Below are 15,402 nucleotides of genomic sequence, written 5' to 3' on the forward strand. Positions count from 1 at the left end.
CGCCCCTCCCCCGGGCTGCGGCGCCCGTGAACTCCCGTGCCGGAGAGCCTAGTTCGGGCGTAGCTCCGGGGGGAGACCGAAGAGGGGGAACAGCTTCTCGGTGTCGAGGAAGAAGGTGAGACCGGAGATACGGTCGCCGGAGAGTTCCAGCGTGGTGATGGACCACGGGATCCAGACGCCGGGCTCGTCGCCGGGCTTGTAGTGGCCGAAGGCGGGCAGGCCGTTCGCGCCCTCCAAGGGCACCATCCGGGAATCGCGGCAGGCCTGGCCGGTGCCGAGCATGAAGGCGGCCACGTTCTCGGGGCCGGACACCCACAGCGAGAACGGCGGCATGGACAAGGCCACATCGGCTTTCAGCAGCTCGGTCAGGGCGCTCATGTCGTAGGCCTCGAAGGCCTTCACGAAGTCGTCGACCAGCTTGCGCTGCTGCTCGTTGCGCTCGTCGAAGGGATCGGAGACGGTGGCGGTCTCCTGCACCTTCGACATGGTGGCGCGGGCCCGCTGCAGAGCGCTGTTCACCGAGGCGGGCGAGACATTCAGCATGTCGGCGGTCTCGCCGGCGGAGAAGCGCAGTACCTCACGCATGATGAGGATCGCGCGCTGGCTGGCGGGCAGGTGCTGCACGGCGGCGACGAAGGCCAGGCGCAGGGTGTCCTTGGTGCTGGCGGCCTCGGCGGGGTCGGCGCCGAAGGCGAGCGCGTTCGGAATCGGTTCCACCCACACGTAATCCGGCTCCGGCGCGGGCAACTGCGAATCGGGCGTGGAGGGTCCGTTGAGGTCCATGGGCCGGGCCCGGCGCTGCGGGCCGTCCAGCATGTCCAGACAGACATTGGTGGCGATCTTGTACAGCCAGGAGCGGACGCTGGCCCGGCCCTCGAACGAGTCGTAGGACTTCCAGGCCCGCGTGAAGGTCTCCTGCACCGCGTCCTCGGCCTCGAACGAGGATCCGAGCATTCGATACGCGTAGGCGCACAGTTCGCGCCGATGGCCCTCGAAAGACCGCAGTACTTCATCCGATACGGTGCCGCCCACCTTCTCGCTCATGCCTGACAGCCTCGCACAGCCCACCGACAAGAAACACCCGTCGAAACGAGCGAATGCCCGCCCGCAGAAAGCGGACGGGCACTATTCACCCGCAACAAATCTCGGGCCGCGCCCACCTGCGACCGCAGGCCGGCGCACTCAACCCACACCGAACCCAGGGCCGTGCCCACCGCCACCGCGGGCGGACGCAACCGACCCACAACAAACCCAGGGCCGTGCCCACCGCGACCGCGGGCGGACGCACTCAACCCACAACAAACCCAGGGCCGTGCCCGCCTGCGACGGCAGGCGGGCACGGGAGGTTCGGAGAGCTGGGCCGAGCTACTTCGACGACGCCTGGGCGTGGTTGTCGGCCTCGCGGGCTTCGGTCTGGGCCTTGGCCCACTTGTAGTCCGGCTTGCCGGCGGGCGAGCGCTTGATCTCGTCCACGTACCACAGGCTGCGCGGCATCTTGTAGGAGGAGATCTCCTTGACCAGGGTCGGGCGCAGCTCCTCCAGGGTCGGACGGGCCTCGCCGCGGCAGGCCACGACCGCGACGACGCGGTTGCCCCAGCGCTCGTCCGGCACGCCGACGACCAGCGCGTCGAACACGTCCGGATGCGCCTTCAGCGCGCCCTCGACCTCTTCGGGGAAGATCTTCTCGCCACCGGAGTTGATCGACACCGAGCCGCGGCCGAGCATGGTGACGGTGCCGTCGTCCTCCACCCGGGCGAAGTCGCCGGGGATGGAGTAGCGCTTGCCGTTGAACTCCTTGAACGTCTCGGCGGTCTTGACCGGGTCGTTGTAGTAGCCGATCGGGATGTTGCCGGTGCGGGCGAGCATGCCGACCTGGCCGGAGCCGGGGGCGACCTCGTTGCCCTCCTCGTCGATGACCTTGGTGGAGCCGTCGATCTTCACGCGCGGGCCGCCGGTGTGGGTGGCGCCCTTGGTGGCCACGGCCAGACCGCCGAAGCCGGTCTCGGACGCGCCGATGGAGTCGGTGATGAGCGCGTTCGGGAAGCGCTCGATGAACTCGTCCTTGAGCACGGGCGAGAACAGCGCCGCGCTGCTGGCCAGCACCCACAGGGCCGAATGGTCGTAGGGCGCACCGGTTTCCGGGTTGCCCTCGGCGAGCGCGTCCAGGATCGGGCGGGCCATGGCGTCACCGGTAATGAAGATCATGTTGACCCCGTGGTTCTGCACCGCGCGGCAGACGCCGTGGCCGCTGAACTCGGGCAGCATGACGGCCTTGCCGCCGTCGAAGAGGCTGTGCAGGGTCGCGGTGAACGCGCCGCCGTGGATCAGCGGCGGGATCGGGTAGCGCACCATCGGGGCGCTGCCGCTGGCGCCGCCCTTGGACTGCTGCCACTCGTCCTCGACGAATTCACCGGTGTAGAAGTTGATGCCGCCGCCGAGCACGCGCCACCAGTCCTCCTGCCGCCACATGACGCCCTTGGGCATACCGGTGGTGCCACCGGTGTAGATCATCATGATGTCGTCGGAGGTGCGCTCCTCGAAGTCGCGCTCGCCGTGCGAGGAGGCCAGGGCCGCCTCGTATTCGACGGCGGTCGGGGGCAGCGGCAGGTCGGTGCCGTCCTCGACGGTGATCACGGTCTTGATCGCGGGCACGTTGGGGACCACGTTGGCCACCTTGTCGCTGTAGCGACGCTCGTGCAGCAGCGCGACCATGTCCGAGTTCTCGAAGATGTACTGCAACTCGTTCTCAACGTAGCGGTAGTTCACGTTGATCATGACTGCCCGCGCCTTGAAGATGGCCACCATGGCCTCGACGGCCTCGATGGTGTTGCGCGAGTAGACGCCGACCTTGTCACCCGGCTGCACTCCCTGTTCCTGCAGGTAGTGCGCCAGCCGGTTGGCACGGTCCTCCAGCTCGGCGTAGGTGACCGAGCGGGTGTCGTCAACCAGCGCGACACGTTCCGGCATGAGGTCGATGGTGTGCTCGACAAGGTCCGCAATGTTGTAGCTCACAGGGACCAAAATAGAACGTGTTCCTGTGTGTGACAAGCCACTGTTTTCGCACCCGTCCCACTGAGCGGAAGTGCCCCCCTGTCACAACAGTACGGTGACGTACCCCCGGATGGGGACAAACAGAAAGAGCGCACCCCGCTCAGCAGGGCGCGCTCTTCCGGACCGCACCGGTTCTTACGACTCGATGAGCGGCTTCAGCTTCTCGAACTGCTCCACGTCGCGGACGCCGACCAGCATCATGGTGACGCCCGCCTGCTCCCACACCTTCAGCTGGTCACGGACCTGCGCCTCGTTGCCGATGATGGTGGTGTCGAGGATCAGCTCGTCGGGCACCACCGCCGCGGCCTCGTCCTTGCGGCCGGTGCGGAAGAGCCGGGTGATCTCGTCGACCTGCTCGCCGTAGCCCATGCGCCGGTACACCTCGGCGTGGAAGTTGAGTTCCTCCGCGCCCATGCCGCCGATGTAGAGCGCCATGAACGGCCGCAGCCGATCCAGTTCGGCCTTGGGGTCGTCGGTGAGGATGACCTGCGCGGTGGCCGCGATCTCGAAGTCCTCGCGCGAGCGCCGCGCGCCCGGCCGGGAGAAGCCCTCGTCGAGCCATTCGTTGTACATGTCGGCCAGCCGCGGCGTGTAGTAGATGGCCAGCCAGCCATCGGCGATCTCCGCGGTCAGGGCCACGTTCTTGGGCCCCTCGGCGCCGAGCCAGATCGGCACGTCCGAGCGCAGTGGGTGGGTGATCGACTTGAGCGGCTTGCCGAATCCGGTGGCGCCGGGACCGGAGTAGGGCAGCGGGTAGTGCGGGCCCGCACTGGTCACCTTGCCCTCGCGGGCCAGCACCTGCCGCACGATCGAGACGTACTCGCGGGTGCGGGCCAGCGGCTTGGCGAAGGGCTGGCCGTACCAGCCCTCGACCACCTGCGGGCCGGAGACGCCGAGGCCGAGGATGTGCCGGCCGCCGCTGAGGTGGTCGATGGTCAGCGCGGCCATGGCGGTCGCGGTGGGGGTGCGCGCCGACATCTGCACGACCGAGGTGCCCAGCCGGACCCGGCTGGTGTCGGAGCCGTACCAGGCCAGCGGGGTGAAGGCGTCCGAGCCCCACGATTCGGCGGTGAAGACGGCGTCGAAGCCGGTCTCCTCAGCAGCCGCGATCAGCTCCCGCGTATTGGCGGGCGGCTGTGCGCCCCAATATCCGAGTTGCAAGCCAAAGCGCATTTCCGTGTTCCTTCCTAGAACATCCGGGACCGTTCGTCAGGGCCGCAGCCCGTACTCTTGCCACCGTCACTAGAACCTGTTCTACTCGATCTCGTGACTCTGGGGAACACCGAAGTACTGTCCGCACCGCTGCGGATGCAATTCGACTACACCCGCTCCACCGGTCCGACCATCGGGCGCTTCCTCACGGAATTGCGCGCTGGCAAGGTCGTCGGGGTGCGGGGTTCCGATGGGCGCGTGATCGTGCCGCCCGCGGAATACGATCCGAAGACCGCCGAACCGCTGACGGAATTCGTCGACGTCTCCGACGTCGGCACCGTGCAGACCTGGTCCTGGGTGGCCGAGCCGCTCCCGAGCCAGCCGTTCGACCGGCCCTTCGCCTACGCGCTGATCAAGCTGGACGGCGCGGACACCGCCATCCTGCACGCGGTGGATGTGGCGAGCCCCGCCGACATCAGCACCGGCATGCGCGTGCGGGCCCGCTGGGCGGCCGAGCGCACCGGCGACATCCACGACATCGTGGCCTTCGAACCGGGCGAGACCTCGGCTCCGGCAACGGCGTCCACCGCCGACGCGGAGCCGGTCACCGGCATCGTGACCCCGATCGACTTCTCGGTCAAGCACACCGCCGCACCGCAGGAAGCCGTCTTCCTGAAGGGCCTCATGGAGGGCAAGCTGCTGGGCGCCCGCGCGAAGCTGGACGGCAAGGTGTACTTCCCGCCGCGCGGCGCCGACCCGCGCGACGGCTCGCCGACCGACGACTTCGTCGAGGTGTCCGACAAGGGCATCGTGACCACCTTCTGCATCGTGAACGTGCCGTTCATGGGCCAGCGCCTGAAGCCGCCGTACGTGGCCGCCTACGTGCTGCTCGACGGCGCGGACATTCCCTTCCTGCACCTGGTGCTCGGCGTCGAAGCGAGCGAGGTCCGGATGGGCATGCGAATCGAGGCGGTGTGGAAGCCGCGCGAGGAGTGGGGCCTGTCCATGGCCAATATCGACCACTTCCGGCCGACCGGCGAACCCGACGCCGACTACGACAGCTTCGCGCACCACCTGTAGAGAGGCGCTGAAATACCTTGAGTAACACAGCAACCGACATCGCGGTGGTGGGCTTCGCCCACGCGCCGCACGTGCCGGAGACCTTCGGCACCACCAATGGCGTGGAAATGCTCGCGCCCTGCTTCGACGAGCTCAAGCAGAAGCTCGGCGTCGGCGTGTCCGATATCGACTTCTGGTGCTCCGGCTCCTCGGATTACCTTGCCGGACGCGCGTTCTCGTTCATCTCGGCGATCGACTCCATCGGCGCGGTGCCGCCGATCAACGAGTCGCACGTGGAGATGGACGCGGCCTGGGCGCTGTACGAGGCGTGGGTGAAACTCCGCTCCGGACAGGCGCAGACGGCGCTGGTCTACGGCTTCGGCAAGTCCTCGGCCGGTACCCTGCGCCAGATCCTGGGTCTGCAGACCGACCCGTACCTGGTGGCGCCGCTGGGCGTGGACTCGCTGTCCATGGCCGGCCTGCAGGCCCGCGCGGGCCTGGACGCGGGCCGCTGGACCGAGGCCGACATGGCCGCGGTGGCCGCCCGTACCACCGGCGGTGACATCGACAAGCTGCTGGCCGCGCCGAAGATCAACGATCCGCTGCGCGCCCACGACATCGCCCCCATCACCGATGGCGCGGCCGCCATCGTGCTGGCCGTCGGCGACCGGGCCCGCGAACTGTGCGAGCGTCCGGCCTGGCTGACCGGCATGGCGCACTACATCGACTCCCCCGTGCTGGGCGCCCGCGACCTCACCGTCTCGGAGTCCGCGGCCAAGGCGGCGAACGCCGTAACCGGCGGCGACGCGAGCGGTTTCGATGTGGCCGAGCTGCACGCGCAGTTCAGTCACGAGGAGCTGATCCTGAAGCAGGCCATCGGCCTGAACGGGGACACCCGGATCAACCCGTCCGGCGGCGCGCTGTCGGGCAACCCCATGTTCGCGGCCGGACTGGAGCGCATCGGCTTCGCCGCCCGCGAGATCATCAATGGCACCGCGAATCGCGCACTGGCGCATGCCGCCAGCGGCCCCGCGTTGCAGCAGAACCTGGTGGCCACCCTGGAGGCACGTTCATGAGCTACGCAGCTGCCGTCCTCGGCACCGGACAGACCCATCACGTGACCAAACGGTCCGATGTATCGATGGCCGGAATGATCCGCGAGGCCATCGACCGGGCTCTCACGGACTCCGGCCTGACCATGGCCGATATCGACGCCGTGGTCATCGGCAAGGCCCCCGACTTCTTCGAGGGCTCCATGATGCCGGAGCTGTTCCTCTCGGACGCGCTGGGCGCCACCGGAAAGCCGCTGCTCCGGGTGCACACCGCCGGTTCCGTCGGCGGTTCCACCGCCGTGGTCGCGGCCAACCAGGTCCAGGCCGGCGTGCACCGCCGGGTGCTGGCCGTGGCGTGGGAGAAGCAGTCCGAGTCCAACGCCATGTGGGCACTGTCGAACCCGGTGCCGTTCACCATGCCGGTCGGCGCGGGCGCGGGCGGCTACTTCGCCCCGCACGTGCGCGCCTACATCCGCCGCTCCAACGCCCCGCTGCACGTGGGCGCCATGGTCGCGGTGAAGGACCGCCGCAACGGCGCGCGGAACCCGTTCGCGCACCTGCACCAGCCCGACATCAGCGTGGAATCGGTGATGGCGTCCCAGATGCTGTGGGACCCCATCCGTTTCGACGAGACCTGCCCGTCCTCGGACGGCGCCTGCGCCATCGTGATCGGTGACGAGGAATCGGCCAAGGCCGTGGAGGCGCAGGGTAAGAAGGTCGCGTGGGTGCACGGCACCGCCATGCGCACCGAGCCGCTCGCCTACGCGGGCCGCGACCAGGTGAACCCGCAGGCCGGTCAGGCCGCGGCGGCGGCGCTGTGGAAGCAGGCCGGGATCACCAACCCGCTCGAGGAGATCGACGCGGCCGAGATCTACGTCCCGTTCTCGTGGTTCGAGCCGATGTGGCTGGAGAACCTGGGCTTCATGCCCGAGGGCGAGGGCTGGAAGCTCACCGACGCCGGCGAGACGGCCATCGGCGGGAAGCTGCCGGTCAACCCGTCGGGCGGCGTGCTGTCCTCCAACCCGATCGGCGCGTCCGGCATGATCCGTTTCGCCGAGGCCGCCAAGCAGGTCATGGGCCGCGCGGGCGACTACCAGGTGGAGAACGCGCGCAAGGCCTTCGGCCACGCGTACGGTGGTGGCTCGCAGTACTTCTCGATGTGGGTCGTCGGTAGCGAGCAGCGATGACCACCACCACCGAACACCCCGCACGGGTGGCGGGCGCGGCCTCGCAGGCCGCGGTGCGCGCCAAGGACAAGGACGCCTGGGTGGCGCTGTTCGCCGCCGACAGCATCGTGGAGGATCCCGTCGGCCCGTCCTTCTTCGATCCCGAGGGCGTGGGACACCGTGGCGCGGAAGCGATCGCGGCGTTCTGGGACAAGGCGATCGCCCAGACCGAGTCGATCGAGTTCCTCTTCGACGACTCGTTCGCGTGCGGGCGTGAGGTCGCCTATACCGGCCGCATCCGCACCACCATGGGTGGGCACATCATCGATGCCGAAGGCGTCTTCACCTACAAGGTGGACGAGGACGGCAAGATCCTTGCCCTGCGCGCGTTCTGGGAAACCGACCGCGCCATGGCGACGACGAAGAAGGCCTAGCGCCTCGAAAACCGAAGCGGGCGACTGGATTCATCCAGTCGCCCGCTTCTCTTTGTCTCCGCCCTGAGGAGTGAGAGGGGTACAGGGCGGATCAAACCATCAGTGCCTCAGTGCTTTACAGGGCAGCCGCCCTTGTAATCCACCTGGAACTCCTTGATGCCGTTCAGCCAGCCCGAGCGCAGGCGCTTGGGGTCGCCCAGCTTGCTGATGTCGGGCATGTGGTCGGCGATGGCGTTGAAGATGATCTCGATCTCGAGTCGAGCCAGGTTCGCGCCGATGCAGAAGTGCGCGCCGGTACCGCCGAAGGACAGGTGCGGGTTCGGGTCACGCAGGATATTGAAGGTGTACGGGTCCTCGAACACCTCTTCGTCGAAGTTGGCCGAGCGGTAGGACAGGATGACCCGCTGACCCTTCTTGATCTCCACGCCGCCGACCTCGACGTCCTCGAGCGCGGTGCGCTGGAAGGAGCTGACCGGGGTGGCCCAGCGGATGATCTCGTCGGCGGCGGTCTTGGGCCGCTCCTTCTTGAAGAGCTCCCACTGGTCGGGGTTCTCCATGAAGGCGATCATGCCGTGGGTGGTGGCGTTGCGGGTGGTCTCGTTGCCCGCGACGGCCAGCATCATGACGAAGAAGCCGAATTCCTCGGGCAGCAGCGCCTCGCCGTCCATGTCGGCGTTGATCAGCTGGGTGACGATGTCGTCGGCCGGGCAGGCGCGGCGGGCTTCGGCCATCTGGTACGAGTAGCCGAGGATCTCGGTGGAGGCGACCACCGGGTCGGCGTTCGATTCCGGATCGTCGTAGCTGGTCATATCGTTGGACCACTGGAAGAGCTTCATGCGGTCTTCCTGCGGCACACCGATCAGCTCGGCGATGGCCTGCAGCGGCAGCTCGGCGGCCACCTGCTCCACGAAGTCGCCGTTGCCGGACTCGACGGCGGCCTTCACGATGGACTCCGCGCGGGCGGTCAGCTCGGCGCGCAGGCCGTTGATGACGCGCGGCGTGAAGCCCTTGGAGATGATCTTGCGGAGCTTGGTGTGCTCCGGGGCGTCCTTGTTCAGCAGAACGAAACGCTGCAGATCGATCTGCTCACGGGTGATGTCATCCTGGAACCGCGGGATGGCGGTGTTCTCATAGGTGGAGAACACGTCATCGCGGCGCGAGACGGTCTTCACATCGGCATGCTTGGACAGCACCCAGAAGCCGTCGTCGGTGAACCCACCGACCTCCGGCGACTTCGGGTTCCACCAGATAGGCGCAGTTTTGCGCAGTTCGGCAAGCTCCTCGGCCGGCACTCGCTTCGCCCAAATTTCGGGGTCGGTGACGTCGAATCCATCCGGCACTCCGGGCCGGGCTGCAGTGTCAACCACCAGCAGTCTCCTTTGACCAACTGAAACACGTTCTACCGCTATTGAAGCACAGGGGGTAGAACAAGAGAAGGGACTAGGTAATAGTCCGGAACAGACTTACGTTACTGGTCGTGAACTCGTTGCAGTTCTGATCCGGAAGGAAAGACAATGGGTACTCCCGTCATCGTCGAGGCCGCGCGCACCCCGATCGGCAAGCGCAACGGCTGGCTCGCCGGCCTGCACGCCGCCGAGCTGCTCGGCGCCGCACAGCAGGGCGTGCTCGAGCGCGCGGAGCTGAACCCGGCTCTGGTCGAGCAGGTCGTCGGCGGCTGTGTCATGCAGGTGGGCGAGCAGGGCAACAATGTCACTCGCACCGCTTGGCTGCACGCCGGACTGCCGTGGCAGACCGGCGCCGTCACCATCGACAACCAGTGCGGTTCCGCGCAGCAGGCCGCGGGCATGGTGGCCGGCCTGATCGCCACCGGCGCCATCGAGGTCGGCATGGCCTGCGGCATCGAGTCCATGAGCCATGTTCCGTTGGGCGCCAACGTCGGAACGCACGCCGGGCCGCGCCGCCCCGCGTCGTGGGACATCGACATGCCCAACCAGTTCGAGGCCGCCGAGCGAATCGCCAAGCGGCGCGGCATCACTCGTGACGACGTCGAGGAGCTGGGCGTGCGTTCGCAGCGGCTGGCCGCGCAGGCGTGGGCCGAGGGCCGCTTCGACCGCGAGGTGCTGACCATCAAGAACGCCCCGCAGGTCGACAAGGAGGGCAACCTCACCGGCGAGTTCGCCGACATCAGCAAGGACCAGGGCCTGCGCGCGACCGACCGCGAGGGCCTGGCGAAGCTGAAGCCGGTGCTGGAGGGCGGAATTCACACCGCCGGTACGTCCTCGCAGATCTCCGACGGGGCCGCCGCGGTGCTGCTGATGGACGAAAAGGCCGCGCAGCGTGAGGGTTTGCGTCCGCGCGCCCGCATCGTCTCGCAGTGCCTGGTCGGCGGCGAGCCGGAATTCCACCTCGACGGACCCGTGCAGGCGTGCGAGCGACTGCTCGAGCGTTCCGGCATGAGCATCTCCGATATCGACTTGTTCGAGATCAATGAGGCTTTCGCTTCCGTGGTGCTGTCGTGGGCCTCGGTGCACAAGCCGGATTTCGATCGCGTGAATGTCAACGGCGGTGCGATCGCGCTGGGCCACCCGGTCGGCAGCACCGGATCCCGCTTGATCACAACGGCTTTGCACGAGCTGGAGCGCACCGACAAGAGCACCGCCATGATCCTGATGTGCTGCGGCGGGGCCCTCGCGACGGGCACGATCATCGAACGGATCTAGTCCCTCAACGATTTTCGGCCAGGTTGAACGTTCATCCGTCTCGCCCTGAGACGTGGCGTACGCCACACAAAATCCGGCACAGACAAGAAGATGATCTGTCAGCTATCTTATGGCTACCTCTGGCCCGTCCGGGAAGACCCCCGCGACGGGCCAGAACCGGGGCTCTTAAGCCCTTGGCAAGAACCGGGGGGTTGGCCCGCAAACGCCCAAGCCACAGCGGGTGAACCGGATCACCGCCTAGAAGCTTCAAGGAAATCGCGAATCAGGCGTAGGTTTTCAGTTACTGAGCCGCTAATATCAATGATACGTATCCGAGATAACGACTGTTAGTACAGCGAAGGGAATTGGGCGGCTCACAATGGCTGATTTCGCGGCGCGGCTGAACAAGCTGTTCGAAACCGTGCATCCCCCGGGGCGTAAGCCGCACACGAACGCAGAGGTGGCGGCCGCTTTGACGGCATCCGGCCACCCGATCTCGAAACCGTATCTGTCGCAGTTGCGGTCGGGACAGCGCACGAACCCGTCGGATGAGACGGTGGCTGCTCTGGCAAAGTTCTTCAAGGTCAAACCGGACTACTTCTTCAACGACATCTACGCGGCGAAGATCGATCACGATCTCGAGCTGCTGTCCCAGCTGCAGGGCTATGGACTCCGTCGTCTGTCGAGCAGGGCGTTCGACCTGTCCGAAGAATCTCAGAATCTCCTCACGTCTATGGCGGAGAAGTTGCGGGCAAGCGAAGGTTTGCCCGAAATTCCTCCGGATGGCACGGAATAAGCGCTGCCACAGAGCAACACAGTGCGGCTAGCTCGGAGGCCGCACTGTGTTGGTTTGTTACAGGGCTTGCTCCAGACCGGACATAAGGCGGTCGCCGGTGCTGCTTGCAGGGCAGTACCGGCGTCCCCGCCGGACCATGCGGTCCGCGTGAAGGATGTTGCACCGGTCTCAGCGCGCTGAGGCCATGTGGCGCAGACCCCTGCGCTGGTGCAGTATGCACAAAACTGGCATAACGCTGTCCAGGTGCACCCGGATGGCCGAATCAGTTGTTTTGTGCACTATGTCGTTTTGTGCACTGTGAGTGTTTCGGCCCATTGCACTAACCGCGACAAGCAAGAGTGACAACTTCAAGTGACAAGCAAAGTCCCGTACCACGCACGGCGGGTTCGGTGAGACGAAACCTCGGATACGAAGTCTCATCGAGAAGGCCCGACGGAATGCCACGCCCATGGCAATCACGCGAGGTGCGGGACTTGCGCATTTGCGACAAGATCTCAAATCGGTCGGTGATCTCCGCGTGATCAACTTCGAGGCCCTTCCGGACGGTAATGCCCGCCCGCCTCGAAAGGTAATGGAAGAGTAATGTCTACCGCTTGGCGGACCCCGGAACCGCGGCCCGCGCCGGCGCCGCGTCATAGGCGCGGGCGATGGCCTGCACCCAGCCGCGCGGGCTGACACCCGCGGGCGGCGAGATCCAGCGGCCGTCGATCATCGCCTCGCCGAACGGATTTCGCGCCCACTCGGCCACCCGCCGCGCCCGCTCGGCCACCGAGACCGGCGGCTGACCGGCCGCGGCCAGCTCCACACCGCCGCCGGACTGCAGGTAGAGCGCGTCCATGATCTGCGCGACCTGGTCCGATGCCTTGAGCTGGGTACCCGAACCGGTCTGTTCGTGCGCCACCACCTCCGGGAACCGGGCGATCAACACCCGGTGCAGGGTGTGAATCTGCTTGAGCAGCACCCGCGCCCGCCACCACAGCTCGATCACGATCCACACCGCGCCGATGGCGATGAGCAGCGCCGCGATCTGCCATATCGGCCAGAACCAGCCCTCGTCACCCGGATTCGGCACGGGCTCGTCGTTCACCTCGCGGCGAATCGACAGGGCGGCCAGCAAGCCGACCACCCCGGTGCCGGTCGTATACAGCGCGATGCCGCGGCCGAGGGTGGTCCAATCCAGGTTGCGCACACCGGTGATCACGATGAAGACGCACTCCACCAGCACGATCGCCCAACCGAAGGTGACCGACCAGAGCAGGGTCAGCAGCATGGCGAGCGCGCCGCCGCCGTAGATCATCATGGCGATCTGGCGCAGATTGCGACGCGACACCACCGGCCACGCGGCCGACGCCACCACCGAGGTGGCGGTGGCGAACATGATCCACGCCGCCGTCACCACCCGATCGCCCAGCCACATACCGTGCACACCGTTCGGCATCAGATGGTCAACGGCCAGACCGATTTCCGGCACTCCGACCGTCGCCGCCAGCGCCACCGCGGCCACCGCGATGACGATCGCGACCCGAGCCGTGGTCGCCGGTTTCACCAGCACGCGCCCGACGCGTGCGCCCGAGGCCATCCACACCAGCATGGCCACCAACCAGAAGGTCATGCCGCGTCCTTTCGGAGATGACCCAGGGCCCCTATGTGATTACGCAAGGTGCCGCCTCCGGGGCCTGACTCGGTCATCCCAGCGCCTCATCGAATCGAAGGACCGAGACGCCAGCGCCCCGGCTGTTGAACACCCGCAGGCGGGTCATCAGCATGCTCGCGAAAGTCTCCGCTTCCCATTCGCACTGCTCGTCGTCGCCCAGATCGATGGCCTTCTGATGCGCGCGCTGGCTGAGCATGTAGGCGATCAGATCGTCGCTGGCCTCCAGCACCACCTCGGTCGCGGCCTCGCCCGGATGATCGAAGACGATGTGGCCGAGCTCGTGCGCGAGGGTGTGCTCGCGGCTGGGCAGCGCCTGCGCCAGCACGATCACGTCCCGGTCCGGATAGCTGCGGCGCTGGCCGCACACGCCCGGACCCAGTGTGGCGCTGGCTATCTCGATCGGCCGCCGCCGCTCGGCGGAGATGGCGAGCACCACCTCGTCCAGGTCGGTGGCGTCGAAGTCGGCCGCCACCGCGCATACCGCGTCCACCGCGGCGGCCACCCGGCGGTAGGACCCGAGGCTATGAGCCTTGCTCTCGGTCATCGCGGTCCCCTCATGCCCTCGGTCCGAAGAATGCCGCGCGCGCGGCGTCGACCCGCCCCTGCGCCGCGGACGCGCTCTGGAAACTGACCGCACCCGACCCGGTGCCCGCCAGCGCCATGGCGATCAGGCCGCCGATCACCGACAGCGGCTTCCACGGCGGCAGCGGCGAGTTGTGCGAGGTCGGCTTCACATCCGGATCCGGTTGCGCCAGAACGGGAGCGGGCTTCGGCGCGGGAGGCGCCGGCGCGGCGGGGACGGCCTCCGGCGCGGGCTCGGCGACCACCGCGGGCAGCGCCGGAACGGCCGGGGGCTGCGGAATCTCCAGCGGAACCGGCGGCGCCGCGGGTGCGGCGGGCGGCGGAATCAGCAACAGCAGTAACGGTGAGGCGCAGATGGCGGCGGAACCGAAACCCGCCGAACCCACGGCCGCGGAACCGACGGCGGCCGAACCGAGCTCGGCCGAGCCCGCGCCCAGGCCTCCGACACTGGCGGAACCGAGGGCGGCGGAACCGGCGCCGGTCGAACCGCCGGCCGCCGAACCCACACCCGACCCCGCGCCGGCCGAACCGGCGGCCGAACCCATACCGGCGGAACCCGCACCCGAGCCGAGGCCGGCGCCCAGACCGGCCGAGCCGGCGAGCGCGGAACCCACTCCGGCGGAACCGATTCCGGCGGAACCGACGGCCGCGGATCCGGTGCACAGGGCGGCCGAGCCGGCCGAGCCGACGGCCGCGGAGCCGACCGCGGCGGAACCCGTTGCGGCCGAGCCGGTGCCGAGCAGCAGCGCCAGCAGCGCGGAGCCGGTGCCGACTCCCGCCGAGCCGACTCCCGCCGAGCCCAGGCCCAGCGCCAATCCGGTGCCCAGTCCGGCCGAACCGACGGCGGCGGAGCCGGTGCCCAGCACAGCCGAGCCGGTGGCGGCGCCGGCGGAACCGGTGCCCGCCACGGCGGAACCCAATCCCGCGCCGGCGGAACCGGTTACGGCCGAACCGCTGCCGAGCGCCGCCGAACCGGTGCCGCCCAGCACGGCGCCCAGGCCCGCGGAGCCGACCGCTGCCGAGCCGACGCCCAGTCCGGCCGAGCCGGTACCGAGGCCGAGCAGAATGGAGAGCAGGTCCTGGGGCCCGGCCACCGGGGCGGCGGGCACGGTCACGGCCTGCGACCGCGGAGCCCCCGGCAGCGACTGCGGGGCCACGGACCGGGGCTGCGCCGGATCCTGCCCGGTGGGTGCGGGGTCGAGTGGGATGCCCGGCTCCGCGTCGGCGGCAGCGGGCCCGAGCAGTGCCGAACCGGCGACAGCCGCTATCACTGCCGCCAGTCGCATTGCACGATCCACGATCATGCGACAGCCATCCCCTCATCGGTACCGCGCACTTGGCTTCTCTCCGCACCAGGGGTACGGAATCCCGATCCGCGACAGGCGGTTCGGGACAGGTTTCGAGCTCACACTGTCGCCCCGATTGCCGGACTGTTGCGGAACGCGGTCATCGTACCGGTCGCTACCTGATTCCGCACAAGTCCCGATCGCATTAGGGGTGCTCGCAAACCGTACGCCTGCGCTTACCCCCGCGTAGCCAATATCACCAAGCGCCCCAGGCCAATTGACCCGAACCGGTGCCTCACCCCCACCCCTCACAGCCGAATCCTGGCGACCGAGAGGTTTCACCGCCGTTCAGATTGCCGACAATTCAGACAGATCGCAGCAACCATCCAAACGACGATCGCCCCCCCAACGCGCGAAGCCGCCCCCGGGCGAGAGGTTCCGGGAGCGGCTCGGTGCGCCGGACATGCGGCGCGCGATGGATCCGATGGTGTGCGGATCCGGAGTGCGCGG

At 67.9% G+C, this 15,402-nt stretch carries 13 protein-coding genes; 6 read left to right on the forward strand and 7 right to left on the reverse strand.

Annotated features, from left to right (window positions below; all coding sequences use genetic code 11):
* Positions 1 to 48: 48 nt before the first annotated feature.
* From ABZ412_RS20885 to ABZ412_RS20895, 3 genes are all read right to left on the reverse strand, one after another.
* On the reverse strand, positions 49 to 1,044 hold the full coding sequence (locus ABZ412_RS20885; RefSeq protein ID WP_357282752.1) for a sigma-70 family RNA polymerase sigma factor: 996 nt from the start codon (positions 1,042 to 1,044) through the stop codon (positions 49 to 51).
* A 321-nt stretch (positions 1,045 to 1,365) separates the two neighbouring features.
* Positions 1,366 to 3,012 carry an acyl-CoA synthetase gene (locus ABZ412_RS20890; RefSeq protein WP_357282754.1) on the reverse strand — a complete coding sequence of 549 codons (1,647 nt, stop codon included), beginning with the start codon at positions 3,010 to 3,012 and terminating at the stop codon, positions 1,366 to 1,368.
* A gap of 174 nt (positions 3,013 to 3,186) precedes the next feature.
* On the reverse strand, positions 3,187 to 4,224 hold the full coding sequence (locus ABZ412_RS20895; protein ID WP_357282755.1) for an LLM class F420-dependent oxidoreductase: 1,038 nt from the start codon (positions 4,222 to 4,224) through the stop codon (positions 3,187 to 3,189).
* A 93-nt stretch (positions 4,225 to 4,317) separates the two neighbouring features.
* Between ABZ412_RS20895 and ABZ412_RS20900 the strand changes: the two genes are divergently transcribed.
* The 4 genes from ABZ412_RS20900 to ABZ412_RS20915 are packed head-to-tail and all read left to right on the forward strand — an operon-like array spanning position 4,318 to position 7,914.
* Positions 4,318 to 5,283, forward strand: coding sequence for an OB-fold domain-containing protein (locus tag ABZ412_RS20900; RefSeq protein ID WP_357282757.1), 966 nt, complete (start codon positions 4,318 to 4,320; stop codon positions 5,281 to 5,283).
* 17 nt (positions 5,284 to 5,300) lie between these two features.
* Complete coding sequence (locus ABZ412_RS20905; protein ID WP_357282759.1) at positions 5,301 to 6,338, forward strand: thiolase domain-containing protein; 1,038 nt, start codon at positions 5,301 to 5,303, stop codon at positions 6,336 to 6,338.
* A complete protein-coding gene (locus ABZ412_RS20910; RefSeq protein WP_357282761.1) occupies positions 6,335 to 7,501 on the forward strand; it encodes a thiolase domain-containing protein in 1,167 nt (388 codons plus the stop codon). Before ABZ412_RS20905 ends, ABZ412_RS20910 begins: the two co-directional genes overlap by 4 nt.
* The gene (locus ABZ412_RS20915; protein WP_357282762.1) at positions 7,498 to 7,914 is read left to right on the forward strand and encodes a nuclear transport factor 2 family protein; all 417 of its coding nucleotides are present in this window, start codon (positions 7,498 to 7,500) and stop codon (positions 7,912 to 7,914) included. The genes ABZ412_RS20910 and ABZ412_RS20915 overlap by 4 nt, the downstream gene beginning before the upstream one ends.
* A gap of 107 nt (positions 7,915 to 8,021) precedes the next feature.
* Here the strand turns inward: ABZ412_RS20915 and ABZ412_RS20920 are convergent, their stop codons facing one another.
* Positions 8,022 to 9,284 (reverse strand): cytochrome P450, encoded by a 1,263-nt coding sequence (locus tag ABZ412_RS20920; RefSeq protein WP_357282830.1) that lies wholly within the window; start codon positions 9,282 to 9,284, stop codon positions 8,022 to 8,024.
* A gap of 144 nt (positions 9,285 to 9,428) precedes the next feature.
* Between ABZ412_RS20920 and ABZ412_RS20925 the strand changes: the two genes are divergently transcribed.
* Both ABZ412_RS20925 and ABZ412_RS20930 read left to right on the forward strand, forming a co-directional pair.
* On the forward strand, positions 9,429 to 10,595 hold the full coding sequence (locus ABZ412_RS20925; RefSeq protein WP_357282764.1) for a steroid 3-ketoacyl-CoA thiolase: 1,167 nt from the start codon (positions 9,429 to 9,431) through the stop codon (positions 10,593 to 10,595).
* A 358-nt stretch (positions 10,596 to 10,953) separates the two neighbouring features.
* Complete coding sequence (locus ABZ412_RS20930) at positions 10,954 to 11,370, forward strand: helix-turn-helix domain-containing protein (protein WP_011207048.1); 417 nt, start codon at positions 10,954 to 10,956, stop codon at positions 11,368 to 11,370.
* A gap of 586 nt (positions 11,371 to 11,956) precedes the next feature.
* On the opposite strand, the gene ABZ412_RS20935 is transcribed toward ABZ412_RS20930, so the two are convergent.
* The 3 genes from ABZ412_RS20935 to ABZ412_RS20945 form a co-directional block, all read right to left on the reverse strand.
* Positions 11,957 to 12,982: a hypothetical protein gene (locus tag ABZ412_RS20935; protein ID WP_357282765.1), complete on the reverse strand. Its 1,026-nt coding sequence runs from the start codon at positions 12,980 to 12,982 to the stop codon at positions 11,957 to 11,959.
* A 73-nt stretch (positions 12,983 to 13,055) separates the two neighbouring features.
* The gene (locus ABZ412_RS20940) at positions 13,056 to 13,568 is read right to left on the reverse strand and encodes an ImmA/IrrE family metallo-endopeptidase (protein ID WP_357282767.1); all 513 of its coding nucleotides are present in this window, start codon (positions 13,566 to 13,568) and stop codon (positions 13,056 to 13,058) included.
* Positions 13,569 to 13,578: 10 nt separating this feature from the next.
* Positions 13,579 to 14,892, reverse strand: coding sequence for a hypothetical protein (locus tag ABZ412_RS20945; RefSeq protein WP_357282768.1), 1,314 nt, complete (start codon positions 14,890 to 14,892; stop codon positions 13,579 to 13,581).
* Between the last annotated feature and the right edge of the window lie 510 nt (positions 14,893 to 15,402).

The sequence above is a fragment of the Nocardia sp. NPDC005746 genome (assembly GCF_040630785.1).
In the GTDB taxonomy this organism is placed as follows: Bacteria; Actinomycetota; Actinomycetes; order Mycobacteriales; family Mycobacteriaceae; genus Nocardia.

Bases quoted from the DNA above. Each gene is read 5' to 3' on its own strand.
- ABZ412_RS20910 (WP_357282761.1), top strand. From the start codon at position 6,335: ATGAGCTACGCAGCTGCCGTCCTCGGCACCGGACAGACCCATCACGTG.
- ABZ412_RS20925 (WP_357282764.1), top strand. From the start codon at position 9,429: ATGGGTACTCCCGTCATCGTCGAGGCCGCGCGCACCCCGATCGGCAAG.
- ABZ412_RS20915 (WP_357282762.1), top strand. From the start codon at position 7,498: ATGACCACCACCACCGAACACCCCGCACGGGTGGCGGGCGCGGCCTCG.
- ABZ412_RS20945 (WP_357282768.1), bottom strand. From the start codon at position 14,892: ATGCGACTGGCGGCAGTGATAGCGGCTGTCGCCGGTTCGGCACTGCTC.
- ABZ412_RS20885 (WP_357282752.1), bottom strand. From the start codon at position 1,044: ATGAGCGAGAAGGTGGGCGGCACCGTATCGGATGAAGTACTGCGGTCT.
- ABZ412_RS20930 (WP_011207048.1), top strand. From the start codon at position 10,954: ATGGCTGATTTCGCGGCGCGGCTGAACAAGCTGTTCGAAACCGTGCAT.
- ABZ412_RS20935 (WP_357282765.1), bottom strand. From the start codon at position 12,982: ATGACCTTCTGGTTGGTGGCCATGCTGGTGTGGATGGCCTCGGGCGCA.
- ABZ412_RS20940 (WP_357282767.1), bottom strand. From the start codon at position 13,568: ATGACCGAGAGCAAGGCTCATAGCCTCGGGTCCTACCGCCGGGTGGCC.
- ABZ412_RS20895 (WP_357282755.1), bottom strand. From the start codon at position 4,224: ATGCGCTTTGGCTTGCAACTCGGATATTGGGGCGCACAGCCGCCCGCC.